Source organism: Piscinibacter lacus (genome assembly GCF_016735685.1).
GTDB lineage: Bacteria > Pseudomonadota > Gammaproteobacteria > Burkholderiales > Burkholderiaceae_C > Aquariibacter > Aquariibacter lacus.
Map to the genome: position 1 here is coordinate 2,165,075 of NZ_JAERRA010000001.1, position 23,501 is coordinate 2,188,575.

Genomic DNA, 23,501 nt, shown 5'->3' on the forward strand with positions numbered 1-23,501 from the left:
CGTTCTTCCCCATCGGGAAGGGCCCGCCCCGTCGCCACCGTCCGTCCATGACCGCCGCCTCCGACTCCGCACCCGCCCCCGCCACCCCGTCCCCCGTCGAGCCGCAGCGCACCCCGCTGCATGGGCTGCACCAGCGCCTGGGCGGCAAGATCGTGCCCTTCGCCGGCTGGGCCCTGCCGGTGAGCTACCCCCAGGGCCAGGTTGCCGAGCACCGCCATGCGCGCACGGCGGCCGCGCTCTTCGATGTCTCGCACATGGGCCAGGTGCGGCTGGATGGCCCTGGCTTCAAGGCCATCGCCACCGCGCTGGAGGCCCTGCTGCCGGCCGATGTGCTGGGCCTGGCGGTCGGCAAGCAGCGCTACAGCCAGTTCACCACCGCCGAGGCCGGCGTGGTCGACGACCTGATGATCGCCCGGCCGCCCGAAGGCGCGCTGGGCGGCGTGCTCGGCTCGGTCTTCCTGGTGGTCAATGCCAGCAATGCCGACACCGACCTGGCCCTGCTGCGCGCCGGCCTGCCCGCCGGCATCACCGCCACCCGCCTGCACGACCGCGCCCTGCTGGCCCTTCAGGGCCCGGAGGCGGTCGCGGCACTGGCCCGCGTCGCACCCGGCGCGGCCGACACGCTGAATGCCCTGCGCTTCATGGAAGGCGCGGGGGTGGAGCTGGCCGGCGCAGCCTGCTGGGTGGTGCGCTCGGGCTACACCGGCGAGGACGGGGTCGAGATCTCGGTGCCCGCCGACCAGGCCGTAGCCCTGGCCGAAGCCCTGCTGGCCGATGCCGCGGTGCAGCCCGCCGGCCTGGGCGCGCGCGACACGCTGCGGCTGGAGGCCGGCCTCTGCCTGCACGGCCATGAGCTGGATGTCTCCATCACCCCGATCGAGGCCGGCCTGGCTTGGTCCATCCCCAAGGTCCGCCGCGCCGGCGGCGCACGGGCCGGCGGCTACCCCGGCGCGGCCGTGGTCGAGGCGCAGTTGCGCGAGGGCCCGGCGCGCCGCCGCGTCGGCCTGCTGGCCCAGGAGCGCGTGCCGGTGCGCGACGGCGCCGCGCTGCACGACGCCGCCGGCCGCCCGGTCGGCCGCGTCTGCAGCGGCACCCTGAGCCCGGGCGTGGCCCAGCCGATCGCGATGGCCTATGTCGAGGCCGCCTGCGCCGCCGAGGGCAGCACCCTCTTCGCCCAGGTGCGCGGCCGTGGCGTGCCGGTGACGGTCAGCGCCCTGCCCTTCGTGCCGCACCGTTATCGTCGCGCCTGACCGCTTGGCCGCGGTCGCATGGCGTCCGACAGATCGCCCCGTTTCTCTCCCCCTATCTCTTCCTCAGGAAACCCACCATGAGCCGCAAGTTCACCGCCGAACACGAGTGGATCGAGCCCACCGATGCGAACACCGCCACCGTCGGCATCACCGTCCATGCGCAAGATGCGCTGGGCGATGTCGTCTATGTGGACCTGCCCGAAGTCGGCTCGCACCACGACCAGGGCGCCGTCGCCGGCGTGGTCGAGTCGGTCAAGGCCGCCGCCGACCTCTACATGCCGGTGAGCGGCACGGTCATCGAGGTGAACGAGGCGCTGCGCGCGGACCCGGCCCTGGCCAACCGCGATCCGCTGGCCGAGGGCTGGTTCTTCAAGGTGAAGCTGGACGACGCCAGCCAGCTCGATGCGCTGATGGACGCCACCGCCTACGAGGCGCTGACCGCCAAGTAAGCCGCCCCACCGCGGCGACGGGCCTGCCACCCCGTCGCCGGCGCCGCTGCGGCGCCCGCCCTTTTCCAGCGATCTGTCGATCCCCCTCCCCGCCCTCTTGCAGGAGACCGCCATGCTGATGCCTTCCTTCCCCCCCCTGGCCCAGCTCGAAACCGAGCGCGAGTTCGGCCCCCGCCACATCGGCCCCGGGCCGCAGGACGAGGCCGAGATGCTGGGCGCCGTCGGCGCCGCCAGCCGCGCCGCGCTGATCGAGGCCATCGTGCCCGCGGCCATCCGCCGCGGCGCCATGAAGCTGCCCGCGCCGGTGGGCGAGGCTGCCGCGCTGGCCGAGCTCAAGGCCCTGGCCGGCAAGAACCGCGTGCTCAAGAGCTTCATCGGCCAGGGCTACCACGGCACGCACACGCCGGGCGTCATCCTGCGCAACATCCTGGAGAACCCCGTCTGGTACACGGCCTACACGCCCTACCAGGCCGAGATCTCGCAAGGCCGCTTGGAAGCGCTGCTGAACTTCCAGACCATGCTGGTCGACCTGACCGGCCTGCCGGTGGCCAATGCCTCGATGCTGGACGAGGCCACCGCCGCGGCGGAGGCGATGACGCTGGCGCTGCGCGTCGGCAAGAGCAAGGCCACGGCCTTCTTCGTCGCCGACGACGTGCTGCCGCAGACCCTGGCCGTTATCCGCACCCGCGCCGAGCCGCTGGGCCTGCGGATCGTGGTGGGCCCAGCCGAGTCGGTCGAGGACGTGCTTGCCGAAACGCCCTGCTTCGGCGCGCTCTTCCAGTACCCGGGCGTCGAGGGCGCGGTGCGCGAGCTGCGCGGCGCCATCGCCGCCGTCCAGGCCCAGGGCGGCCTGGCCATCGTGGCGGCCGACCTGCTGGCCCTCACCCTGCTGATGCCACCGGGCGAGCTGGGCGCCGACGTGGCGGTGGGCAACACCCAGCGCTTCGGCATGCCCATGGGCAATGGCGGCCCGCACGCGGCCTACCTGGCCTGCCGCGAAGCGCACCAGCGCTCGATGCCCGGCCGCCTGGTCGGCATGAGCGTGGATGCCCACGGCCAGCCCGCCCTGCGCCTGGCCCTGCAGACGCGCGAGCAGCACATCCGCCGCGAGAAGGCCACCTCCAACATCTGCACGGCCCAGGTGCTGCCGGCGGTGGTGGCCAGCATGTACGCGGTCTACCACGGCGCGTCCGGCCTGCGCCGCATCGCCGAACGCGTGGCCAGCTACACCGCCGCGCTGGCCGAGGGCATCGAGCAGCTCGGCTGGACGCTGCAGCACGACACCGCCTTCGACACTGTCACGGTGCAGACCGGCGCGCAGACCGAGGCTCTGCTGGCCCACGCGGTCGAGCTCGGCATGAACCTGCGCCGCGTCGACCGCGCGCGCCTGGGCGTGACGCTGGACGAGACCACCGCCCGCGCCGACCTTGACGCGCTCTGGACCGTCTTCGCCCGCGGCGCCAGCCGGCCCGACTTCGACGTGTTCGAGAAGGGCATGGCCCCGCGCATTCCGGCCGCGCTGCAGCGCCGCAGCGCCTACCTGAGGCACCCGGTCTTCGAGCAGCACCACAGCGAGACGGCCATGCTGCGCTACATCCGCAAGCTCTCGGACAAGGACCTGGCGCTGGACCGCACCATGATCCCGCTGGGCTCGTGCACGATGAAGCTCAATGCGACCAGCGAGATGATCCCCATCACCTGGCCCGAATTCGCGCAGATCCACCCCTACGCCCCGGCCGAACAGCGGGCCGGCTATGCCGAGCTGGACGCCCAGCTCCGCGACTGGCTGTGCGAGATCACCGGCTATGCCGGCATCAGCCTGCAACCCAATGCCGGCTCGCAGGGCGAGTATGCCGGCCTGCTCGCCATCCGGGGCTGGCAGCGCACGCGGGGCGAAGGCCATCGCGACATCTGCCTGATCCCCGCCTCGGCCCACGGCACCAACCCGGCCTCGGCCCAGATGGTCGGCATGAAGGTGGTGGTGGTCGCCTGCGACGCGCAGGGCAATGTGGACCTGGCGGACCTGCGCGCGAAGATCGAGCAGCACAGCGCGAAGCTGGCCGCGATCATGATCACCTACCCCTCCACCCACGGCGTGTTCGAGGAAGGCGTGAAGGACCTCTGCGCCCTGGTGCACCAGCACGGCGGCCGGGTCTATGTGGACGGCGCCAACATGAATGCCCTGGTCGGCCTGGCCGCGCCGGGCGCCTTCGGCGGCGATGTCAGCCACCTGAACCTGCACAAGACCTTCTGCATCCCGCATGGCGGCGGCGGCCCGGGCGTCGGCCCGGTCTGCGTGGCCGAGGACCTCGTGCCCTTCCTGCCCAAGGGCGCGGACGAAGGGGTGAACGGCGAGGACGTCGGCGCCGTCTCCGCCGCCCCGCTGGGCAACGCCGCCGTGCTGCCCATCACCTGGATGTACATCCGAATGATGGGCGCCGAGGGCCTGACCCGCGCGACGGAGACGGCCATCCTCTCGGCCAACTACATCGCCGCCCGGCTCAAGGACGCCTTCCCCGTGCTCTACACCGGCGGCGCCGACCTGGCCGGCGGCGGCGTGGCGCATGAATGCATCCTGGACCTGCGGCCGATCAAGGAGGCCACCGGCATCACGGCGGAAGACGTGGCCAAGCGCCTGATCGACTACGGCTTCCATGCGCCGACGCTGAGCTTCCCGGTTGCCGGCACGCTGATGGTCGAGCCGACCGAAAGCGAGCCCAAGGCCGAGCTGGACCGCTTCATCGAGGCCATGCTCGCCATCCGCCGCGAGATCGCCATGGTCGAGGCCGGCGCCTGGGGCCGCGAGGACAACCCGCTCAAGCACGCCCCGCACACCGCCGAGCAGGTCGGCGCCGACACCTGGCCGCACGCCTACCCGCGCAGCGCCGCCGCTTGGCCGCTGGACAGCCTGCGCGGCGGCAGCAAGTACTGGTCGCCGGTCGGCCGCGTGGACAACGTCCACGGCGACCGCAAGCTGTTCTGCACCTGCGCGCCGGTGGAGAGTTACGCGGCTTGAGCGGCCCGGGGCAGGGGCCGGGCCGGGGCGCCGAGGGTCTGCACTCCGGCCGCCTGGCCGTGCAACCCTTGGGCCCGTCCGGGCCCGAAGCTTGCGCGGGGGTGGACACTCTGCCCTGCCTCGTCGCGCGTCGCGCCCCTCCCACGCCATGAGCCTCTCCGTCTTCGACCTCTTCAAGATCGGCCTCGGCCCGTCGAGCTCGCACACCGTGGGGCCGATGGTGGCCGCGCGGCGTTTCACCGAACGGCTTGATGCGGCCGGCCTGCTGGGCGCCACGGCGCGGCTGCGCGTCACCCTGCACGGTTCGCTGGCCCTGACCGGCCGTGGCCACGGCAGCGACGGCGCGGTGCTGCTGGGCCTGGTCGGCGAGACGCCGGAGGGCGTGGACGTGGACGGCGTGCCGGCGCGGCTGGCCGCCATGCGGGCCGAGCGCTGCATCGGCCTGCTGGGCGGCCGGCACGCCATCGCCTTCGACGAGTCGCAGGACCTGTGCTGGGCCGGCGAGCGGCCGCTGCCCCACCATCCCAACGGCCTGCGCTTCGAGGCCTTCGCCGCCGATGGCCGTCTGCTGGCGCAGTGGGCGGCCTATTCGGTGGGCGGCGGCTTCGTCGTCGACGAGGCCGAGGCCGCCGCCCGCGATGCCGCGGCCTTCGACGCCCCGCCTGCCGGCCCCGCCCTGCCCCGCATCTGGCGCGATGCCGCCGAGCTGCTGGCCTGCTGCGCGGCGCACGGCGGCGGCATGGCCGCGCAGCAGCGCGCGAACGAGCGCGCCTGGCTGCGCCAGAGCCCCGAGGCCACGCGCTGGGCCCGTGCTGAAGACGCGGCCCTGGATGCCGAGATCGACCAGCGCCTGCTGCGCCTGTGGAATGCCATGGCGGCCTGCGTGGCGCGCGGCCTGAAGCGCGAGGGCGAGCTGCCCGGTGGCTTCCGCGTGCCGCGGCGCGCGGCGCGGCTGCTCCGCGCGCTGGACCCGCAGGCCGCCGCTGCCCTGCAGATTCGGCCCGAAGGCGAGGCTTCGCAGCCGCCCGCCCCACCGGCAAGCTGGACCCGCGCCGACGACCCGCTGCAAGTGCTGGACTGGGTCAACCTCTGGGCCCTGGCCGTGAACGAGGAAAACGCCGCCGGCGGCCGGGTGGTGACCGCGCCCACCAACGGCGCCGCCGGCATCGTGCCGGCGGTGGGCCACTACCTGGCGCGCTTCGTGCCGCATGCGGACGACGCCGCCCGCCGCCGCGCCCTGATCGACTACCTGCTGACGGCCGGCGCCATCGGCGGGCTCTACAAGCGCAATGCCTCGATCAGCGGGGCGGAGGTAGGTTGCCAGGGCGAAGTCGGCGTGGCCTGCTCAATGGCCGCCGCGGGCCTGTGCGCCGCCCTGGGCGGCACGCCGGAGCAGGTGGAGAACGCCGCCGAGATCGGCATGGAACACCACCTGGGCCTGACCTGCGACCCGGTCGGCGGCCTGGTGCAGATCCCCTGCATCGAGCGCAATGCCATCGCCTCCGTCAAGGCCCTGAACGCCGCCCGCATGGCCCTGCGCGGCGACGGCCGCCACCATGTCAGCCTGGACCAGGTGATCCGCACCATGCGCGAGACCGGCGCCGACATGCAGACCCGCTACAAGGAAACCTCGCTGGGCGGACTGGCCGTGCACATCGTGGCTTGCTGAGCCGACGGGAGAAGTCCCGCCCCCTCGCTTGGGGGGGAAGCCAGCCTGCGGGCAGGGGCAGGGGCAGGGGCGTTAACCTCGCCCGGGTCTGACCCGCGTGGAGGCCCCCACCATGATCAAGTCTTGGAAACTCGCGTTGCGCGCATTGGCCCTTGGATTTCTGCTCCATCTCGGGCTGGGCTCTTCAGCCTTGGCCCAGGGGATGGCCGAGGAGAATAATCCCAGCCAGTTCTGCCTTGATTCCTCGGTGATTGCCTGCTTCGACGAATGCAATGACCCGAACAATTTCCAAGAATGCATCATTGGTTGTGCAACGGGCGCCAATCTAAACCCGCAAAACTGCCTAGACCAGTGCTTCAATGATCCCGTCTGCCTGGATCGCTGCCAATTCACGATTCGGACCACGAGAAGCTGCGGTGGCCCGTCGGACAAACTGCGGGTGACGGCGGGCACCCCCACCTACAACCGCACGGCCCGGATTTGGCAGCAAACGGTTCGGGTGACGAACAAGACCCTGGCAGAAGACGTGGACCAGATCGCCATCGTGGTGACTGGCGCCGCCAACGGATGGACGCTCAGCAATGCCGACGGCAACACGAGCGTCATCAGCCCGAGCGGAAATCCCTTCAAGAACGTGCCCGGCGTGCTGGCACCGGGGGCCTCGGTGCAGGTGCGACTGACTTACAGCCGCAGCGGCAATCTGCCGCTGGTTCTGGTGCCCAAGGCCTATGCCAGCATCTTCCGCTGAGCCGCGGCATCTTGACTTTCAAATGGAGCTTTTCATGATTGCCATGTTTCGCAAGCTGGCCGCTCCCCTGCTGGCCCTGGGGATGGCGCTGGGCGGTGCCGGCCCGGTCGCCGCAGGCGATGCCTACGACAACACCGGCACCGACACCGGGTTGACGGTTTTCTATTCGAGCACCGGGGCCACCCAGCTCGGCGACCGGGTGATGCTGAGTGCGCCCAGCACGGTCGAGCGCGTGGAGACGCAGTTCTTCAACAACGGGACGGATGCCAGCTTCGATGCCGAGCTGCGCTTCTTCGACCCGTCGACGCCCACGCCCAGCCTGATTGCGCCGGCCTTCACGGTCAGCGGCCTGAGCATCCTGAGCGGCGAGTCCTTGACGGTCAGCTTCACCGGCCTGGGCGGCCTGGCCCTGCCGCAGGACCTGATCGTGATGTTCGCCGTCACCCAGGTGAGCGCGGGGGGCGACATTGGCCTCAACCTTTTCGACCCGCCGACCGTGGGTTCATCCGACGCCACCTTCTTCCTCAGCGACAGCGGCATGGGCATCGTCCAGGCCGCCACGCTGCTCGACATGGACAACATCCACCTCAGCATCTCGACCATGGCCGCGCCGGTGCCTGAAGCGTCCACCAGCTTGCTGCTCTTCGGCGGCTTGCTGGGCCTGGCCTTGCTGAGCCGCCGACGCGCCTGAGATCGGGGCTGCCGCGCCGGCTGGCGGCCGGGCGGCGCATGATCGTGGCCTGCGCGTCGGGCCATACCCCCGCCGGGCGGGTCAAGCACGGAGCGCTGGCTACACTGCTCGCGGCTCGGACACCTCAGTGATGCGGGCCCGGCAGGCGATGCGGCGCCTGCCGTCATAACCCGCCCGGGGGCCTCCTGCGGACGGACGGGCACCCCACCCTCTCGAACCTTCGCGGCCTGCGCAAGCAGCGCTGCGGGCCGCCATGCTCGACACCCTTGAAGCGCTTGCGCCCCGTGCGGCCGCGGCGCTGCCCTCGTCAACCGCCCACTGGTCGCTGCGCGGCGTGGTGGAGCGCTCCGAGAAGCTGGCCCTGCGCCAGGACGTTGCCGAGGCGCCGCAGCGCAGCCGGGATGCGGGGGTCATGCTCAGTGTGATCGACGGCGGCCAGGGCTTCGCGGCCACGGCCGACACCTCCGAGGCCGGCCTCGCCGCCGCCTTCCTTCGCGCCCATGCCCTGGCCCGTGCAGCCGCCGGCCGGGCGGTGTTCGACTTTGGCGCCTACACCCCGCCGCGCGCCGCCGGCCGCTATGCCAGCACGGTGGAAAAGCCGCTGGCCGGCGCCAGCTTGGCCCGCAAGCTGGACTGGCTGCGCGGCTGGAGCGCCGCCGCGCAGGTCGATGCCCGGGTGGTCGACCGCGCCGCAAGCCTGTGGAGCGTGGAGACCGAGCAGTTGCAGCTCGACAGCGCCGGCAGCCGCATTGCGCAGCGCTGGAGCTTCCTCACCCCCTCGCTGAGCGTGACGGCCCGCGCCGGCAGCGTCACCCAGGTGCGCACCCATGCTGGCCAGTACAACGGCTGGTGCCAGCAGGGCGGCCTGGAGGTGCTGGACCGCGCCGGCCTGGACCATGAGGCCGGCCGTGTCGCCCGCGAGGCGGTCGAGCTGGCCCTGGCCCCGTCCTGCCCCAGCGGCACGATGGACCTGCTGCTGATGCCCGACCAGATGATGTTGCAGATCCACGAGTCCATCGGCCATCCGCTGGAGCTGGACCGCATCCTGGGCGACGAGCGCAACTTCGCCGGCACCAGCTTCGTCACGCCGGACATGTTCGGCCACTATCGCTACGGCAGCGAGCTGCTCAACGTCAGCCACGACCCGACCCAGGCCTTCGAGTTCGCCAGCTTCGGCCACGACGACGAAGGCAGCCCCGCGACGCGGGAGATGATCATCGAGGCCGGCCTGCTCAAGCGCCCGCTCGGCGGCCACCTCAGCCAGGCCCGGGCGCGTGCCGCCGGTCTGCCGCTGGATGGCGTAGCCACGGCCCGTGCGTGCAGTTGGAACCGCGCGCCCATCGACCGCATGAGCAACCTGAATGTGGAACCGGGCAGCAGCACCCTGGCCGAGATGATCGAAGCCACCGAGCACGGCGTGCTGATGCGCACCAACTGCTCGTGGAGCATCGACGACTCGCGCAACAAGTTCCAGTTCGGCTGCGAGCACGGGCAGGTGATCCGCCACGGCCGCTTGGCGGAGGTGGTGCGCACGCCCAACTACCGCGGCATCAGCGCCACTTTCTGGCGCTCGCTGGCGATGGTGGGCGATGCCAGCACCTTCGAGGTGATGGGCACGCCCTACTGCGGCAAGGGCGAGCCGGCCCAGGTGATCCGCGTCGGCCATGCCGCGCCGGCCTGCCTGTTCCGCGGCGTCGACGTGTTCGGGGCGGCCTCATGAGCGGCCCGATGCACGCGGCACCCGCCGCAAACCCGGCCGGCCTGATCGACGAAGCCGGCTTCCAGGCCCTGGCCGAAGGCCTGTGCGGCAGCACGCCGGCCGGCTGTGACCGCATCGGCCTGAGCCTGGAGGCCGAGGCCAGCGATTTCCTGCGCTTCAACCGCGCGGCACTGCGCCAGGCCACCGCCGTGGTGCAGGCCGAGGCCACCGTCAGCGTGGTGCGCGGCCAGCGTCGCGCCCAGGCCAGCACCACGCTCAGCGGCGACCTGGACCGCGATCTGGCTCTGTTGCGCGCCGAGCGCGATGCCCTGCTCGCCGACCTGGACCATGTGCCCGAAGACCCCTGGCTGGCCCTGCCCGAACAGGCCGCGCAGAGCCGCCGCGACGACCGCGGCGCCCTGCCCACGGCCGAGGCGGTGATCGAGCAGACCACCCGCCATGCCCAGGGCCTGGACTTCGTCGGCTTCTATGCCGGCGGCCCGGTGCTGCGCGCGCAGGCCGACAGCCTGGGCTCGCGCCACTGGCATCGCAGCGAGAGCTTCCTCTACAGCTGGTGCGGCTATCACCACGGAGACAAGGCCGTGAAGCAGGAGCTGGCCGGCACGCGCTGGCAGGAAGCCGATTTCGCCGCCCGCGTGCAGCAGACCCGCGAGCGCCTGCCCCTGCTGGCCCGCGCGCCGCGCCCGCTGCAACCGGGCCGCTACCGCGCCCTGCTCAGCCCGGCGGCCATGGTCGAGATCCTGGGCACCCTGGGCTGGATGGGCTTCGGGCTGAAGGCGCGGCGCACCGGCGTGTCCCCGCTGTGCCGCCTGGCCGCGGGCGAGCAGACCCTGGATGCGCGCTTCCACCTGAGCGAGGACTTCGCCACCGGCATCGCCCCGGGCTTCACCGCCGAAGGCTTTGCCCGGCCGGCGCAGGTGCCGCTGATCGTCGCCGGCCGCGTGCCGGCCGAGGGCGGCACGCTCAATGCCCCGCGCTCGGCCCGCGAATACGGCCTGCCGCCCAATGGCGCGCGCGCCGAGGAATTCCCCGAGGCCCTGCATCTGGCGCCCGGCCGCCTGCCCGAGGCCGAAGCCCTGCAGGCCCTGGGCACCGGCCTCTACATCAGCAACCTCTGGTACCTGAACTACAGCGACCGCCAGGCCTGCCGCCTGACCGGCATGACCCGCTTCGCCAGCTTCTGGGTGGAAGACGGCCGGCTGGTGGCCCCGCTGCCGGTGATGCGCTTCGACGACGAGGTGCCGCGCCTCTTCGGCGAAGGCCTGATCGACCTGACCGACCGGGCCGAGCTGGTGCCGCACAACGACACCTACGGCGGCCGGATGCTGGCCTCGATCACCACGCCCGGCGCCTTGGTCGAGGGGTTCCGGCTGACGCTGTGAGGGCGAGGCCGCCGCTGGGCCCGGCGCGCGCCGGGCGATGGCCCGAACAAGGCCTCTTCCAGCCTGCTTTCCCGGCTTTCGGCTTGCGGCCCACGACCCAGACTGTGCGATAGCGCACGAGCCGACCCGGGCCTCCTGAGCCGGCAGGCGCCGGCCGCCGGTGGAGGCCGGCGCCTGCCGGATCAAGGAGTCCGGCCGGATGAACGCCCTTCTCCCCCGCCCCCTCAGCCACCCCACCCGATGGAGCCTGATGCTGGGCTCGCTGCTGGCCCTGCTGATGCTGGGGCTGTCGCTGTGGACGCATCAGCGGCAGACGGAACAGCTTCGCGCGCAATCGGGCCTGGCGCTGCAATCGCTCGCCGCCGTGGCCGTGCAGCTTGCCCGCGATGTGCCGGGGGCCGATGCCGCCGGCCTGGCGCGGCTACAGGCCCTGCTGCCGCAACGCGCGGGCGAGGCCGGTCTGGTCTTGCAGATCGTCGACGGCCGGGGCGCGCTGGTCGGCGGGGTCGAGGCTGCGCCCGACCACGGCAGCCCATGGCATCCGGCCCCCGCCGAGCTGCTCGTCCCGGGCGAGCCGGCGCCCCGCATGCTGCGCTGGCCCGATGGCCGCGAGCGGCTGAGCACGGCGCGGCCCTGGCCCGCCGCGACCGCTGCGCGCGGCGGCGCAAGCGCCTGGCTGCTGCTGGGGCAGGATCTCGGCCCGGCCGAGGCGCTGCTCCGCGCCGACACGCTGGAGCGGCTGCTGGCCGGGCTTCTGGGCTCGGCCCTGCTGGTCGCCCTGCTTCACCGCCAGGCGCGGAGGTCGCTCGGCGAACTGGCGCAACTTGCAACCGCCGCGCACCGCCTGGAGCAGGGCTCGCTCGACACGCCCCTGCCCGCGTCCCCCGCAAGCAGCCGCGAAGTGCAGGCGCTGACCGAGGCCCTGGAGCGCATGCGCCATCGCCTGCACGGCAGGTGCATGGACCTGGAAGCCCAATTGCGCGAGCGCGAAGCAGCCCTGGAAGAAGCCCAGGCCGAACTGGCCCACCTGTCGCAGATCGATCCCCTGACCCGCCTGCTCAATCGACGCGGCCTGCAACCCCGGCTTCAGCAGGCCCTGGCCTTGACCCAGCGGCACCGCGGGGCACTGAGCCTGCTGCTGATCGACATCGACCACTTCAAGCAAGTGAACGAGCGCCATGGCCGGGCCGCGGGCGACCGCATCCTCCAGGCGCTGGCCGAGCAACTGCGCAGCGGCTTCCGGGCCGCCGACATCGTGGCCCGCCTGGGCGGCGAGGAATTCCTGGTCGTGCTGACCGACAACGGCAGCCACCGCGCGCAGCGCATCGCGCAGGCCCTGATCGACAGCGTGGCCCTGCGCGAGCAGCCCGAAGCCAGCCGCATCACCCTGAGCGTCGGCGTGGCCGGCACCGATGCCGTGGGCTTCGACGGCGAAGCTCTGATCCACGCCGCCGACCAGGCCCTGTACGAAGCCAAGCGCGGCGGCCGCAACCGCGTGGCCTGCTACCCCATGCCCTCGACGCCCGAACGGACCGGCACGCCCGCCGCCGAGGCCCTGGGCAAAGCCGCCGCGCCCACGCCGACCGCTTGATGCGGTGGCGGCCCTTGCCGGGCAGTCGTCAACCGTCGGTGGCATCGCGTCTGCCCAGGCCGAAAGGCCGGACTTGCCGACCGATCGTTGGCAGCATGCAGACGTGAAAAAGCCCCGGCATGCGGGGCTTGGGGGTCTTGGCGGAGTCGGAGGGAGGCCACAGACGTTGTGAATCATGCACTTAGGCAGAAATTCACCATGGATGCCTACCCTAATGCCTACACCGGGTGTGAATCCGTTGTCGACCTCACCATTGGTGCGCAGCAGTCCATTTTGTCGAAGCCAACAACATGGTCAGTCCGCCGGGTCAGGCACCGAGGATTCTTCGGCACCTCACTCAACCCCACCCGGCGCCTCCACGCACGCCTGCACCAGAGCCTCAAGCTCAGCCTGATAGGCCCGCCGCTGGATCCGCTCCGCCAGCAGCGCCCGCACCGCTTCGATCAGGCCGGGCTCGGCCGGCAGGCCGTGGTGGCCCAGGCGGGCGACGGTGGCACGGCCCGCGTAGCCATGGCCTATTCACTAAGCCGCATCCGCCGCTTCGAGGCGGCGCACTGAGTGGCGTGAAAAAGCCCGCGCGGGGGCGGGCTTGTTTGATGAAGTGGTCTGCCGTTACGCGGCCAGTGCCGTGTCTTGCTCGACGGCATAGCCTGCAAAGAAAGCGCGCACAGCGTCGTCACCGATCCGCTTTGCAGCTTCTTCGACGCATGCGGGGATGGCATCGATTAGCCGGAGGTCCTCCGCAACCCTTTGCTGGGATCGAGCGAGTGTGGGAGCCATGTCGTTACCTCTTCTTGTCAGAGATCACCAGGAACCTGCCCTGCACCGAGACATCGTGATCTGTCATTACGCTTTGCAGCGTCACCGCCACATGATGGAGCAGCTTCAGCTGGTCGCGGGTTCGTCCGTAGACCTTCATGCAGCTCGCCTGGTGTTCAAGCTTCAACCGCATGACACCGACAAGGGACGCACTGAACAACTTGACCGCCTCGGAAACGCATGCAGTCTCGTTGTTGAACAGCCCTGCGTCGAGCTTCGGGTTCAACCATAGCCGAAGATGCTTCACCCAAGTATTGGTAGTGCCACCACGGCTGATGACGACTTCACAGATTCCGACAGCCACCGACGAGTCAGCGTTGAAGATGCCATAGGCCATCTCGTGACCGTCTTTGTGCTCAGCGTGATCCAGCGCCCAGTCCAGCAGGCGCTCAACGTCGTGCGGAAAGGTCAGTGTGGCTTCTGCGTCTTCGGACCATGCTTGCTTGGTGGCTTCGTAGGTTGTCTTGTCAAACGTCGTGAATTGCTCGCTCATGCCTCTCCCTGTTGTTCGTCGATCTTTTGACGTGTAATGTGCCCAATCTATTAGCATTACGCAAGATAACCGCACCAGCCTCCGCTGGCTAGCCGTCGGGTCGCCGTCTCGATTACGCGCTGGGCGGCCTCGGGCAGGACGCTGGCGGCTCCCGCAGCGCCAGCAGCCCAGCACCTCGCCGAAGCCTCACCAACGGTAGCCTACCAGCCGCCGCATTGGGCGGGCTAGCGTGGCGCTGGATGGCGACGAATCGACGGGCTTGCCGTCGTCCGCCCAGCGCTTGATGCCGTCGCAGCCCATCACCCGCACACGGCCGTGCCCGCAGCTCGATCAGCCACTGCCCAGGCACCTCGCCCGACAGGGTGCAGGCGGAGCCCAGGTCCGGCCGCCCGGCGCCTCAACGCACGCCCTCACCACCGCCTCCAGCTCGGACTGATACGCCCGCCGTTGGATCCGCTCAGCCAGCAGCGCCCGCACCGCCTCGATCAGCCCCGGCTCGGCCGGCAGGCCTTCGGTGGCCCAGGCCGGCGGCGGGGGCACGGCCACGGTGCAGGGCACGGGCACCGGCACGCGCACTTCGACCGTCTGCACCGACGGCGGCACCGCGGCCGGCGGGGCCGCGCAGCCGGCGGTCAGCAGGGCGGCCAGGGCGGTGGCGGGCAGGGTCAGGCGGTGGCGGCTCATCGGGCAAGCTCCTCGCGGATCAAGTCGAGCGCCGCCCCGCACTCTTCGCCGGCGGGGGGCGGGGGCAGGCGCAGCAGGCGCTGCACCTGGGCATCGGCCTCGACCCGGCCGCGGGCGGCTTGCGCGGCCAGGCGGGCAGCTTCGCGCGATCGCGCGGCTGCCGCAGCTTCCACCCGCTGCACCGCCTGGCCAGCAGCCTGCAGGGCGTGCTGCAGCTGCGCGACGGCGGCGCGCTCGGCCGCCAGCTCGTCGGCGCGCTCGGCCAGGCCCTGGGCCAGGGTGTCGGCGCGGTGGCGGTGTAGCTCGATGCGGGGGTGCAGCACCCACGCGGCCAGGGCGGCGCCCAGGGCCAGCAGGGCAGCGGCGGCGGCCAGGCGGGGCCAGCTCATCGGGCCGCCCCAGCGTCGGTGCGCGCCCCCTTGGCGCGCCCGCTCGCGGCACCCGCACACGGCCGCGCCCGCAGCTCGACAAGCCACTGCCCAGGCACCTCGCCAGGCAGGGTGCAGGCGGCGCCCATGTCCGGCCGGCCACGCGCTTGCAGGCAGGCGGCGGCCTGGGCGTGTTGGCCCGTCCAGTCCAGCCAGTCGGCGCGTCGCACGGCGGCCAGGCCGGGCTGCCGGCAGCCGGCCTGCCGATCCCAGCGCAGCAGTTGCGCGGCGGCGGCATCGTGCTGACCGGCGCGCAGGTGCTGGGCCAGGGTGCTGGCGCAAGCGCCGGCCACGCCGACGTTGTACGACCAGCGCACAAGCACATCCCATTCGCGCGGGTACAGCACCGCGGCCGGGCCCAGGCACTCGCGCAGGGCCTGCTGCCGGGCGTCGGCATCGGCCAGCAGGCTGAGCAGGGCCCGCTCGGGCGTGGTGCGCTCGGCCGGGCGCACGGGCTGGCCGTCCGGGTGGCGGGTCGAGCCGAAGCCCAGGGTCGAGACACCGGCCGCAGCCTCATGTGGGGTGGCGTGGTAGGCCTCGCCACGGTAGCCCTCGCGCACGGCCAGGCCCACGATGCCAGCGGCGCTCAGGCTCAGCGCCGCCACACTCACCCGCGCCAACGCAACGCCGCGCTGCAGGGCGCGACGGGCGCTCATGCCCGGCCCCCGGGGGCGGTGCCGCCCTGCCCTTCGGCAGCCCGCAGCCGCGCGGCGCTTTCGCGCTCGGCGCGCTGGTGCTCCTTGTGCCGGTAGTACCAGTTGATGCCCTGCGCCACCACGGTGCCGATCAGGGCGACGGCCAGGCCGCCGAAGGCTGCCAGGTCGGTGGCCGTCAGGCCGCCGAAGACGGCCACGGTGGCGCCGGCATGGCTCGTCTTGCTGGCCGCGCTGCCCACGGCCAGCAGGGCGGCGGTGCGGCCAGGCGGATGAGCGCTCGAATCGTCTTGCATGATTGGGTCGGGTCGTTGCGGTGATCAGCGCGCGTCGGGTTACGGCGTCCCGCCGTAACCATCAGGGGTCGACAGAGACAGATCTGCAAAGCCAGAAAGCTGCTCATCCGTCAGCACATCGGCGGGCAGCTCATCCATGCGCTTGAAAGCAACGCCGGCCGGAACCACCAGCGCGATCACCGCAGCATCTGACACCCCCGACCCAGTTGCGACAACAGCCACTTGCCCGGCCGCTTGGCGAAATATGATGATCGACATCGCGGGTCCTTAAACAATTGCCGAAACGCTGAACCAGGTCGGATCGTCGACCGACTGACCGTGCTGAATCACCACCCGAACCGAGCTGGCAGTCATCGTCGGGCCAGCCGTAGAGCCGGCCACGTTGATGATCCAGTCGTTGTTGCTGTCACCGCGGTTGCATGCCAGAGCAAGCGCATAGCGCTCGAAGGGCATGGGGACCGACCACAGCACGTCATAGACGCCTGCCGAGACCCGCGTCACGCTGAAAACGTTGCGGCTTGATCCATGAAGCGCAGGGGTCACGCCCGAGATGTTGACCACCGCCATCGCACGCGCGGCGTAGGCCGGCGCATCCCCAAGCGACCCAGCCAATCGCAGCGCGGTCACGTTGCTCAACCCCGCACCATTGCCCGTCAGCACCCCGTCCGCCCCCACCGTCAGCGGGGTGGCCGGCGCCACGAAGTCGGTGCCGTTGCTCGATCGCTGGATGCGCAGCGCATTGCCCTCCAGCAGCACGCGCCACAGGCCGGCGGTGCCGGCCTGGTCGGTTTCGTGCAGGGTCAGCTCGGGCGCCTCGGCCTCGGCATCGAAGCCGGCGAACTTGGCGCGGCCGCTGCCCGTCACGCCCGTCAGCTGGGTGTAGCTGCCCTGCAGCCGCGCATTGGGCAGCACGCCCGTGGTGATGTTGCCGGCGTCCAGGCCGGTGGCCGGGGCCACGGCCATGCTCAGGCCCCAGCTGGCGTGCGTGCCGCTGCCCGCCACCTGCTGCACATTGAGCACCAGCAGGCCCGTGCTGCTGTTGTAGCTGACCACCTGCCCCACCATGAAGTTGGCCGGCGCGGCCAGGGCCGTGGCCACCAGCCACTGGCCCACCGGCCAGGCCCGGCCGCCCTGGCTGGCGAAGGTGCGGTTGCCGGTGCCGATGCTGACGCTGCTGGTGCTGACGCCGGTCAGGAACTGCGCTTGCAGCGCCGCCAGGGCCGCGTTGGTCTGGTCGATGAATCGGGGGAGCTCGCGGGCCATCTGCGCGGCGTCATTGGCGAATGCGTCCAGGTTGCGGGGGTCGGGGCGGGTGGTGAATTGGTCCATGACGTAGAAGGTGCCAGGGGTTGCGGGGGCCGTGCTGACGACAAGCGCCAGGCCCAGGCCGGTGGCCTGCAGGCCGGTGGGGTGAAGGCCGGTGCTCATGCGGTGAGGCTTGGGGTGTTGGGGGTGGGGTTGATGGCTTACGCCAGGGTCTCGAAGCGGCAGCTCACCAGGTGCAGGCCGGGGCTGGGGAACACGCGGCGCGCGTCCTCGAACCAGCCCAGGCCCAGGGTGCTGGGGTAAGCCTCGGAAGCCAGCACCATCACCGGCTTGCCGCGCAGTGAGTCGATGCGATCGATCAGCGCATCGCTGCGCGCGGCGGGCACTTGCAGCGTCATGCGGTTGCTGTTGGTGCCCGGGCCCGGTTCCAGGCGCGTCACGCCAAAGCGGTCGGTCACGCGGGCGCTGAAGTCCTTGAGGCCTTGATCCAGCCCGTAGAGCGTGCCCCAGCCCTCGTGCACCGCGCCCACGCCCAGCGCGCCGATGCTCACCGGGCCCACGCCGTACAGCGTCACCTCCAGGTGCGTGTTGGTCAGGGGCAGCAGGCGAAGATCCACCGCCCGCTTGTCCGGGTTGATCGGCTGGGCGAAGAAGGTCAGCCAGTCCGTCACATCGGGCCGGCGAATCAGGTTGATCGTGCGGGCATACAGGGTGGCCGGCTGGAAGGGCTGCGGCTCCACGGTGCGGCCCACCATCACCTGCGCCACGCGCACGCCGGCCACGCCGTCGCCCGGCGCGTCGAAGGCGGGGGGCAGGCGGCAGCTCGGCCGCACGCGGGGCACCACGCTGCCCGTCAGCGTGCTGATGTTGCCGATGCTCAGGCGCACCCAGCCGTCCTCCAGCTCCACCGCGTCGAACATCACGCCGGCCTGGCCGGTGCCCGGGCTTTGGATCACAAGGGCCCGGGCCTCGGTGTCCCACTCGATCACCGGGCCGCTGCCGTTCTTCACCACCACGCCCAGGCGCAGGCGCGGCGTGCCCTCGGCCCGCATCTCGCAGCTGGCGCTGAAAAGCTCGCCCTCTTGCAGGCCGGGCAGCATCTCGTCCAGGTAGTGCGCCACCGGCTCGGTGTTGGCCACCAGGGTCACGGCCGTCAAGCTGCCATCGCGCGCCTGGGCTGGGGTGGGCGGCAGCAGGCCCACGGGCAGCCAGCCGGCGGCCCGCAGGTCCAGGGGGTTGCGCACCAGGTTGGCGGATGCATCGGCCTCGCGCTGCACGATGTTCACCTCCGCGCCGCGCAGCTCCACCAGGCCCAGGCCACGCACTACACCCGGGGCCAGCGTCACGCGGATCAGGTCCTGCGCGGTGGTGCGCGTGCCGCTGCGGGCGTCGAACATGGCCCAGCGGTTGGTCGGGCCCACCAGCGCCCAGCCGTCTGGGTCGGCCTCGGGCGGCGCGGTGCTTGGGCCGTCCAGCAGGCGCTCGTACACCTCATGCCGTTCGGGGCGGTGCACGCGGTCCAGCGCGGCGTAGGTGCCCGGCGCCCAGGCGGGGCTCGGGTCCTCGGGCACGCTGCTGGCCACCAGGCGTGCGTCGGTGATGGGGGTCAGCTCGATCAGCTTCATGGCGCGGCGGTCTTCGTGGTGATGGGCCGGGCACCCACGGCGGCATCGCGCAGGGTGTCGGCGGTGTCGCGGGTGTGCAGCCACACGCCCACCAGCGGCTGCATCAGCTCGCGCACGGCGGCTTCCAGGCTGGCCACGCGCTCGGCCAGGCGCTCGGCCTGGGCGGCGGCTTGTGCAGGCGCCTGCGGCGGGGCCAGCATCTGGGCGGTTTGGGCCGCGGTCCAGTAGCGGGCGGGGCCGGTGGCCTCCAGCTCGGGGCCGCGCTCACCCACCAGGCGCAGGCCACCCGCGTGCATGCCGCCGGCCGCGAAGGCGGGCACCTCCACGCCCAGCAGGCCCAGCGTGCCCTCCAGCGCGCTGCGCAGGTAGGCGCGCTGCCGCGCCACTTCCAGGGCCGACACGGCGCTGGCCGTGGTGGCTTGCTCCAGGGCGCGGCTGATCTCGGGCAGGCGCTCCAGCGCGCTGCGGTCGCCGGCGCGGGCTTGCGCATTGGTCAGGGCAAAGCGGGCCTGCAGCTCGGTGCTGCTCTGATCGTCCAGCGTGGTGCCGCCGCGCAGGCGCTGCACCTCGGCCAGCACGCCGCCGGCAGCCTGCTGCGTGGCGCTGGTCACCTGGGCAAAGGCATCGCTCAGGCCCAGCAGCCCCACCAGCAGGCGCTGCTGCGCCTCGTCGGCCGGGTCCAGCGCCTGCACCAGCGCGCGCAGGCTGGCGGTGCTGGTCAAGGCGCCTGCGCCGGTGCCGGCCAGCGCATCGGCCATGGCATCGAGCTGGCCCGCCAGCGCGGCCGGCAGGCCCTGCCCATCGGCCAGGCTGGCCAGGCTTTCGCCCAGGCGCTTGCGGGCCAGGGCCTCGCGCTCGGCGCTGCTGTAGGTGGCACCCACGAAGGCATCCAGCCCGGCCTGCAGCTGCTGCAAGCCGCCAGCGTATTCGGCCAAGCTCAGCACCTGAGCCTCCGTCAGCTCGGCGAGGTTGCTGCTGGGCAGCGCGCGCAGCGCCTGCGCCATACCCATGATCTGCGCGATGGTGCCGGCAGCAGCTTGCAGGGCCTCCGCGCCTTGGCTGGCGTCCACTGCGTCCAGGATCTCCTGCGCCCAGGCGGGCAAGCCTGCCTTGCGCAAGGCCTCGACGATGGCACCCCCGGCCCGGTCAGCAAAGGCGGCGAAGGCCTTGGCCGGGTCGTCCTCGCCCGTCTTGAAGACGATGTTGCTATCGCCCAGCACGATGTTGCCGCTGGCCTTTTCGCCGTTGGCCCGGAAGCCGATGGTGAGCGCCTGAGCCTCTCGGCCGAAGCGCTGGGCCAGGTCGGCATAGGTGCCGTACAGCGCCTCGGCCAGGGTCTTCGCAGCGCTGTCCAGCTCATCGCTGCGGCGCTTGGTGTAGTCCTCGAATCCGACCTGGCTGCGGGTCAGCCCAGACTCAGCAAAGAAGGCCCGGTCCGTGGGCCGGCGGCCCTGGCCGGCGGCGTTGATGGTGTAGGCCGCGCCGACGTTGTACGGGTCGTCGCTGCCGATCAGCCCGCCCAGCGTCTGGCCGATCAAGCCGCCGGCCAGCGCACCCAGCGGGCCCGCCAGCGAGCCGATGTAGGTGCCCGCCGCGCCCAGCGCCGCGCCCTTCACGTCGCCGCTCAGCAGGCTGGCGATGCTGCCCAGGTAAGGCGCCACCGAGCCCGCGGCCTGCCCCAGCTGGAACAGGCTGCTGGTGGCATCCGCAATGCCGCCCAGGCCCTGCTGCAGGCCCTGGCCGATGCCGGAGAAGAAGCTGCCACCGCCGGCGAAGCCCGCCTCCGTCAGGAAGCTGCTGAAGCCGCTGACGCTGCCCAGCAGCGAGGCATTGCCCGCATCGAGCGCGGCGCCCGGGTTGCTGATCAGCCGGGCCAGCCCGGCCAGGTCACCCAGCCCGCCCAGGCCGCCGCCGCCCACGCCGGTGCTGGCCGAGGCGACGCCCGGCAGCCCCAGCGCGCCGCCCAGGGCGCCCCCCACGGCGCGCACCACCGGCTGCAGCACCAGGCCGCGGAAGTAGCTGCGCAGCAGCTCGCCCGCGCCCTTGCCGCCGTTGACGATGGCATCGGCCAGGCTCTGGCCCAGCTGGTCGTAGGTGCGCTGCCAGGCGGCGGCCTCGTCGCGGCGCAGCTGCTCGTTCACCCGGCCCACCTCGGCGGCGCGGTCCAGCTCGTCCTGCCGGCCGGCGCCGGCCACGCGGGCGGCGGCCAGGTCGCGCAGGGCCTGCGCCTGGCGGCGGTACTCGGCCGCAATGGCGGGGTCGATGCCGTCGGCAATGGTGGCCAGGCGGTCCTGCTCGGCGGCGGCGTCCAGGATGCGGCGCTCTTCCAGCCGCACCAGGGCCATGCCGCTCAGGCCCAGCGCCTCGTTGGCTTGCAGCTGCTGGCGCACCTGGGCCTCCAGCGCGGCGGCCTCGGCCTGCAGCTGGTCCACGCGGTTGGCCCGGCCGTCGATGCCGGCGGCGGTCAGCTCGCGCTCGGCCGCGGCCAGGCGCTCGGTCTCGATCACCTGGTAGGCCTTGGCCAGGGTGAGCTGCCGCGTGCCCTCGGTGGCCAGGGTGTAGGCATCGCTGCCCAGGTAGTCGGCCAGCAGCTTCTGCGCGGCGCTGAGGCTGCCGGTTTGCTGCGTGGCCTGCTGCTCGATCTCCAGCAGCCGGGCCCAGGTGTCGGCGTAGCCCTGCGCGGCCTCGCGGGCTTCGCGCAGGGCGTCGGCGGCCTGGCGCTTGGCGTCGGCAGTGAGGGCGGGGCTGGCGGGCCCATCGGTGTTGACCTCTCCGATTGACGGTTTGCCAGCCGCGCTCAGTCCAAGCTCCGTGCGGCGGAACTGCTCCCGACTCCGCTCGTCTTCTTCGCGCCGCCGCGCGTACAGGCGCGCAAGCCGTGCCTCGGCAACCATCAGCTCCTGCTGACCCACGCCCACGGTATTGAAGAACACCTTGTTGCCAGGGTTGGCACGGGCCCGGGATTCGTACAGATTGAGCGAACGGCGGGCCTTATCAACCGACGCCTCAGCGTCCTCGATTGCCGTGCTTCGCATGGATTCGGCCACGCTGTTGAGCACGGGCAAGACCTTCTCGGCCAAGCTACGCGCATAGTCGAGTGCCGCCGCTTTGCCGTAGGCGAGGTTCTTGTTCCAGCGCTCAGCCTCCTCGGATCCACGAGCCGTGGCCTGCGTCGTCAAGTCCTGCTTTTCCTGCAGATCCTTCAGCAGCGGCGCCACTTCAGCCACGCTCTTACCGAAGAGCTGCTGCACCACGCGCGCCTTGTAACCGTCGTCCTCGAAACGGTTCAGCGCAGCAGACACCGCGAGCAAGGCATCGGCTGGATCCATCTCACGCAATGCCTTGGCCTCGAGCCCGATGGCACGCAGCGTCAGAGCGGCACCGCTGTCTCCATCGTCGCCGCGAAGCTGTGCATTGAGCCGGATCATCGCGCCGCTCAGCACGCTGACATCGCCGCCCGAAGCCTCAGCCTGCCGACGCAACAGCACCAGCTTTTCGACCGACGCACCCGTTGCATCGGCCAGATCGTTGAGCGCGTCCATGCTGCTCACAACGCCACGCGAGAACTGCACGAACTGCGCGGCGCCGAGCGAAACACCGAGAGCACCCAGGCCAAACGCAAGCCCTGTTCCGATACCGCCGAGCGCTTTGCGCGCGAGTGCCGCCTCCGCCTCAATCTTCCGCACAGCACCAGTCGTCATGGCAACCGACTGGTTCATGTCGGACTGGTAGCGCGCCAGGTCCGCCCGCAGGCTGATCAGCAGATCACCGACCTCGAAGCTCATGCGTGTGCTCTTTCAGCCGCCCCGGCAAGGGGGCGGCTCAGGTTGATCATTCACTCGTCGGCCCGGCCGGGCTGCCGGGCCGGGACCAGCCGGCCACCACGGCGCGGGTGGCCATGTCCAGCGCGTCCAGGGTGTCCAGCTCCCAGGGCGTCAGGCGCAGGCCCCGCAGGCGCAGCCAGGGCTCGATGTCGGCGGCCAGCAGGGGCGCCAGCCCCTGCATGCCCGGCCGGCGCTGGCCCTTGAGGCCCTGCCACACCCCCCACAGCGCCGCGGCCGCGGCCGGGATGGGCAGGGGCTCCAGCAGGTCGCCCACATCGGCGCCCTGGCGCTGGGCGGCGCGCAGGTGCACGGCCTCGGGCAGGCCGTCGGCCGCAGGGCGGCTGAGGGCGGCCTCGCGCTCCGCCGCGGCGATCAGCTGCGCGCGGAGCGCACGGTAAAAAGCTGGCGGCCGCGCAGGCCTTGCAGCACCTGCAGATAGAGCCAGCGGGTGCGCAGATCGGTATAGACGGCGCGCACGGTCTCGGGCGTGCAGGGCAGCGGCTGGCCGCCGCGGGTGAGGTTCCAGCCCACGGTCCAGGCCACGGCGTTGTCCAGCTCTTCGGCGCGGTCGTCGGCCGGGTCGCTGGCGGCCAGCTTGCCGTCGGCTTGCAGCTCGGCGCGCACGCGGCGCTGGGCAGCCAGGGTGGCGGCATCGCGCACGGGGTGGTCGGGCCCCATCAGCTCCACCCAGGTGTTGGTGCGTTTGCCGTCCAGCGGGTGCAGCAGGTGCAGCCGGGCGGTGGTGACGGTGTCGAAGTCCAGCAGGTCGAGCGCGGGCAAAGCGCTGGCAGGCTGGGCCAGGGCCGGGGGATGGGCGGTGGTGTCTTGGCTCATGGTGGGTCGCAGGTGGTGAGGGCGCCGCAGTGCGGCAGGCATGCCCGTGCCCGACCGGGCCGC

21 protein-coding genes are annotated in these 23,501 nt (G+C 71.9%); 10 read left to right on the forward strand and 11 right to left on the reverse strand.

Annotation, left to right across the window (positions count from 1 at the left end; all coding sequences use genetic code 11):
• The first annotated feature begins 47 nt into the window (after positions 1-47).
• From gcvT to JI742_RS09780, 10 genes are all read left to right on the forward strand, one after another.
• Complete coding sequence (gcvT, locus tag JI742_RS09735) at positions 48-1,250, forward strand: glycine cleavage system aminomethyltransferase GcvT (protein ID WP_201826008.1); 1,203 nt, start codon at positions 48-50, stop codon at positions 1,248-1,250.
• Positions 1,251-1,327: 77 nt separating this feature from the next.
• The gene (gene gcvH, locus JI742_RS09740) at positions 1,328-1,699 is read left to right on the forward strand and encodes a glycine cleavage system protein GcvH (protein WP_201826010.1); all 372 of its coding nucleotides are present in this window, start codon (positions 1,328-1,330) and stop codon (positions 1,697-1,699) included.
• Positions 1,700-1,811: 112 nt separating this feature from the next.
• A complete protein-coding gene (gene gcvP / locus JI742_RS09745; RefSeq protein WP_201826012.1) occupies positions 1,812-4,715 on the forward strand; it encodes an aminomethyl-transferring glycine dehydrogenase in 2,904 nt (967 codons plus the stop codon).
• Positions 4,716-4,863: 148 nt separating this feature from the next.
• Positions 4,864-6,384 (forward strand): L-serine ammonia-lyase, encoded by a 1,521-nt coding sequence (locus JI742_RS09750; RefSeq protein ID WP_201826014.1) that lies wholly within the window; start codon positions 4,864-4,866, stop codon positions 6,382-6,384.
• 112 nt (positions 6,385-6,496) lie between these two features.
• On the forward strand, positions 6,497-7,132 hold the full coding sequence (locus JI742_RS09755; RefSeq protein ID WP_201826017.1) for a hypothetical protein: 636 nt from the start codon (positions 6,497-6,499) through the stop codon (positions 7,130-7,132).
• 34 nt (positions 7,133-7,166) lie between these two features.
• Complete coding sequence (locus JI742_RS09760; protein ID WP_201826019.1) at positions 7,167-7,823, forward strand: PEP-CTERM sorting domain-containing protein; 657 nt, start codon at positions 7,167-7,169, stop codon at positions 7,821-7,823.
• A gap of 253 nt (positions 7,824-8,076) precedes the next feature.
• Entirely contained in the window at positions 8,077-9,543 is a 1,467-nt protein-coding gene (locus JI742_RS09765; protein ID WP_201826021.1) for a TldD/PmbA family protein, read from the forward strand.
• 8 nt (positions 9,544-9,551) lie between these two features.
• A complete protein-coding gene (locus JI742_RS09770) occupies positions 9,552-10,925 on the forward strand; it encodes a metallopeptidase TldD-related protein (protein ID WP_201826023.1) in 1,374 nt (457 codons plus the stop codon).
• A 199-nt stretch (positions 10,926-11,124) separates the two neighbouring features.
• On the forward strand, positions 11,125-12,516 hold the full coding sequence (locus tag JI742_RS09775; protein WP_201826025.1) for a GGDEF domain-containing protein: 1,392 nt from the start codon (positions 11,125-11,127) through the stop codon (positions 12,514-12,516).
• 198 nt (positions 12,517-12,714) lie between these two features.
• Positions 12,715-13,074, forward strand: a complete 360-nt coding sequence (locus JI742_RS09780; RefSeq protein WP_201826027.1) for a hypothetical protein — start codon at positions 12,715-12,717, stop codon at positions 13,072-13,074.
• Between the two features lie 226 nt (positions 13,075-13,300).
• Here JI742_RS09780 and JI742_RS09785 read toward each other — a convergent pair whose 3' ends face one another.
• From JI742_RS09785 to JI742_RS09835, 11 genes are all read right to left on the reverse strand, one after another.
• Positions 13,301-13,828: a hypothetical protein gene (locus JI742_RS09785; protein WP_201826029.1), complete on the reverse strand. Its 528-nt coding sequence runs from the start codon at positions 13,826-13,828 to the stop codon at positions 13,301-13,303.
• Between the two features lie 330 nt (positions 13,829-14,158).
• The gene (locus tag JI742_RS09790) at positions 14,159-14,512 is read right to left on the reverse strand and encodes a hypothetical protein (RefSeq protein ID WP_201826031.1); all 354 of its coding nucleotides are present in this window, start codon (positions 14,510-14,512) and stop codon (positions 14,159-14,161) included.
• Complete coding sequence (locus JI742_RS09795) at positions 14,509-14,901, reverse strand: hypothetical protein (RefSeq protein WP_201826033.1); 393 nt, start codon at positions 14,899-14,901, stop codon at positions 14,509-14,511. The genes JI742_RS09790 and JI742_RS09795 overlap by 4 nt, the downstream gene beginning before the upstream one ends.
• On the reverse strand, positions 14,898-15,596 hold the full coding sequence (locus tag JI742_RS09800) for a glycoside hydrolase family protein (protein ID WP_201826035.1): 699 nt from the start codon (positions 15,594-15,596) through the stop codon (positions 14,898-14,900). The genes JI742_RS09795 and JI742_RS09800 overlap by 4 nt, the downstream gene beginning before the upstream one ends.
• Positions 15,593-15,889: an HP1 family phage holin gene (locus tag JI742_RS09805; RefSeq protein WP_201826037.1), complete on the reverse strand. Its 297-nt coding sequence runs from the start codon at positions 15,887-15,889 to the stop codon at positions 15,593-15,595. The genes JI742_RS09800 and JI742_RS09805 overlap by 4 nt, the downstream gene beginning before the upstream one ends.
• Positions 15,890-15,928: 39 nt before the next feature.
• The gene (locus tag JI742_RS09810) at positions 15,929-16,147 is read right to left on the reverse strand and encodes a hypothetical protein (RefSeq protein WP_201826039.1); all 219 of its coding nucleotides are present in this window, start codon (positions 16,145-16,147) and stop codon (positions 15,929-15,931) included.
• A 9-nt stretch (positions 16,148-16,156) separates the two neighbouring features.
• Complete coding sequence (locus tag JI742_RS09815; protein WP_201826041.1) at positions 16,157-17,317, reverse strand: hypothetical protein; 1,161 nt, start codon at positions 17,315-17,317, stop codon at positions 16,157-16,159.
• Between the two features lie 38 nt (positions 17,318-17,355).
• Positions 17,356-18,780 (reverse strand): hypothetical protein, encoded by a 1,425-nt coding sequence (locus JI742_RS09820; protein WP_201826043.1) that lies wholly within the window; start codon positions 18,778-18,780, stop codon positions 17,356-17,358.
• Complete coding sequence (locus JI742_RS09825; protein WP_201826045.1) at positions 18,777-22,565, reverse strand: hypothetical protein; 3,789 nt, start codon at positions 22,563-22,565, stop codon at positions 18,777-18,779. Before JI742_RS09825 ends, JI742_RS09820 begins: the two co-directional genes overlap by 4 nt.
• A 46-nt stretch (positions 22,566-22,611) precedes the next feature.
• Positions 22,612-22,914 carry a phage tail assembly chaperone gene (locus JI742_RS09830; RefSeq protein WP_201826047.1) on the reverse strand — a complete coding sequence of 101 codons (303 nt, stop codon included), beginning with the start codon at positions 22,912-22,914 and terminating at the stop codon, positions 22,612-22,614.
• A 62-nt stretch (positions 22,915-22,976) separates the two neighbouring features.
• A complete protein-coding gene (locus tag JI742_RS09835; protein WP_201826049.1) occupies positions 22,977-23,438 on the reverse strand; it encodes a hypothetical protein in 462 nt (153 codons plus the stop codon).
• Positions 23,439-23,501 lie beyond the last annotated feature (63 nt).

Bases quoted from the DNA above. Each gene is read 5' to 3' on its own strand.
- gcvT (WP_201826008.1), top strand. From the start codon at position 48: ATGACCGCCGCCTCCGACTCCGCACCCGCCCCCGCCACCCCGTCCCCC.
- gcvH (WP_201826010.1), top strand. From the start codon at position 1,328: ATGAGCCGCAAGTTCACCGCCGAACACGAGTGGATCGAGCCCACCGAT.
- gcvP (WP_201826012.1), top strand. From the start codon at position 1,812: ATGCTGATGCCTTCCTTCCCCCCCCTGGCCCAGCTCGAAACCGAGCGC.
- JI742_RS09750 (WP_201826014.1), top strand. From the start codon at position 4,864: ATGAGCCTCTCCGTCTTCGACCTCTTCAAGATCGGCCTCGGCCCGTCG.
- JI742_RS09755 (WP_201826017.1), top strand. From the start codon at position 6,497: ATGATCAAGTCTTGGAAACTCGCGTTGCGCGCATTGGCCCTTGGATTT.
- JI742_RS09760 (WP_201826019.1), top strand. From the start codon at position 7,167: ATGATTGCCATGTTTCGCAAGCTGGCCGCTCCCCTGCTGGCCCTGGGG.
- JI742_RS09765 (WP_201826021.1), top strand. From the start codon at position 8,077: ATGCTCGACACCCTTGAAGCGCTTGCGCCCCGTGCGGCCGCGGCGCTG.
- JI742_RS09770 (WP_201826023.1), top strand. From the start codon at position 9,552: ATGCACGCGGCACCCGCCGCAAACCCGGCCGGCCTGATCGACGAAGCC.
- JI742_RS09775 (WP_201826025.1), top strand. From the start codon at position 11,125: ATGAACGCCCTTCTCCCCCGCCCCCTCAGCCACCCCACCCGATGGAGC.
- JI742_RS09780 (WP_201826027.1), top strand. From the start codon at position 12,715: ATGGATGCCTACCCTAATGCCTACACCGGGTGTGAATCCGTTGTCGAC.
- JI742_RS09785 (WP_201826029.1), bottom strand. From the start codon at position 13,828: ATGAGCGAGCAATTCACGACGTTTGACAAGACAACCTACGAAGCCACC.
- JI742_RS09790 (WP_201826031.1), bottom strand. From the start codon at position 14,512: ATGAGCCGCCACCGCCTGACCCTGCCCGCCACCGCCCTGGCCGCCCTG.
- JI742_RS09795 (WP_201826033.1), bottom strand. From the start codon at position 14,901: ATGAGCTGGCCCCGCCTGGCCGCCGCCGCTGCCCTGCTGGCCCTGGGC.
- JI742_RS09800 (WP_201826035.1), bottom strand. From the start codon at position 15,596: ATGAGCGCCCGTCGCGCCCTGCAGCGCGGCGTTGCGTTGGCGCGGGTG.
- JI742_RS09805 (WP_201826037.1), bottom strand. From the start codon at position 15,889: ATGCAAGACGATTCGAGCGCTCATCCGCCTGGCCGCACCGCCGCCCTG.
- JI742_RS09810 (WP_201826039.1), bottom strand. From the start codon at position 16,147: ATGTCGATCATCATATTTCGCCAAGCGGCCGGGCAAGTGGCTGTTGTC.
- JI742_RS09815 (WP_201826041.1), bottom strand. From the start codon at position 17,317: ATGAGCACCGGCCTTCACCCCACCGGCCTGCAGGCCACCGGCCTGGGC.
- JI742_RS09820 (WP_201826043.1), bottom strand. From the start codon at position 18,780: ATGAAGCTGATCGAGCTGACCCCCATCACCGACGCACGCCTGGTGGCC.
- JI742_RS09825 (WP_201826045.1), bottom strand. From the start codon at position 22,565: ATGAGCTTCGAGGTCGGTGATCTGCTGATCAGCCTGCGGGCGGACCTG.
- JI742_RS09835 (WP_201826049.1), bottom strand. From the start codon at position 23,438: ATGAGCCAAGACACCACCGCCCATCCCCCGGCCCTGGCCCAGCCTGCC.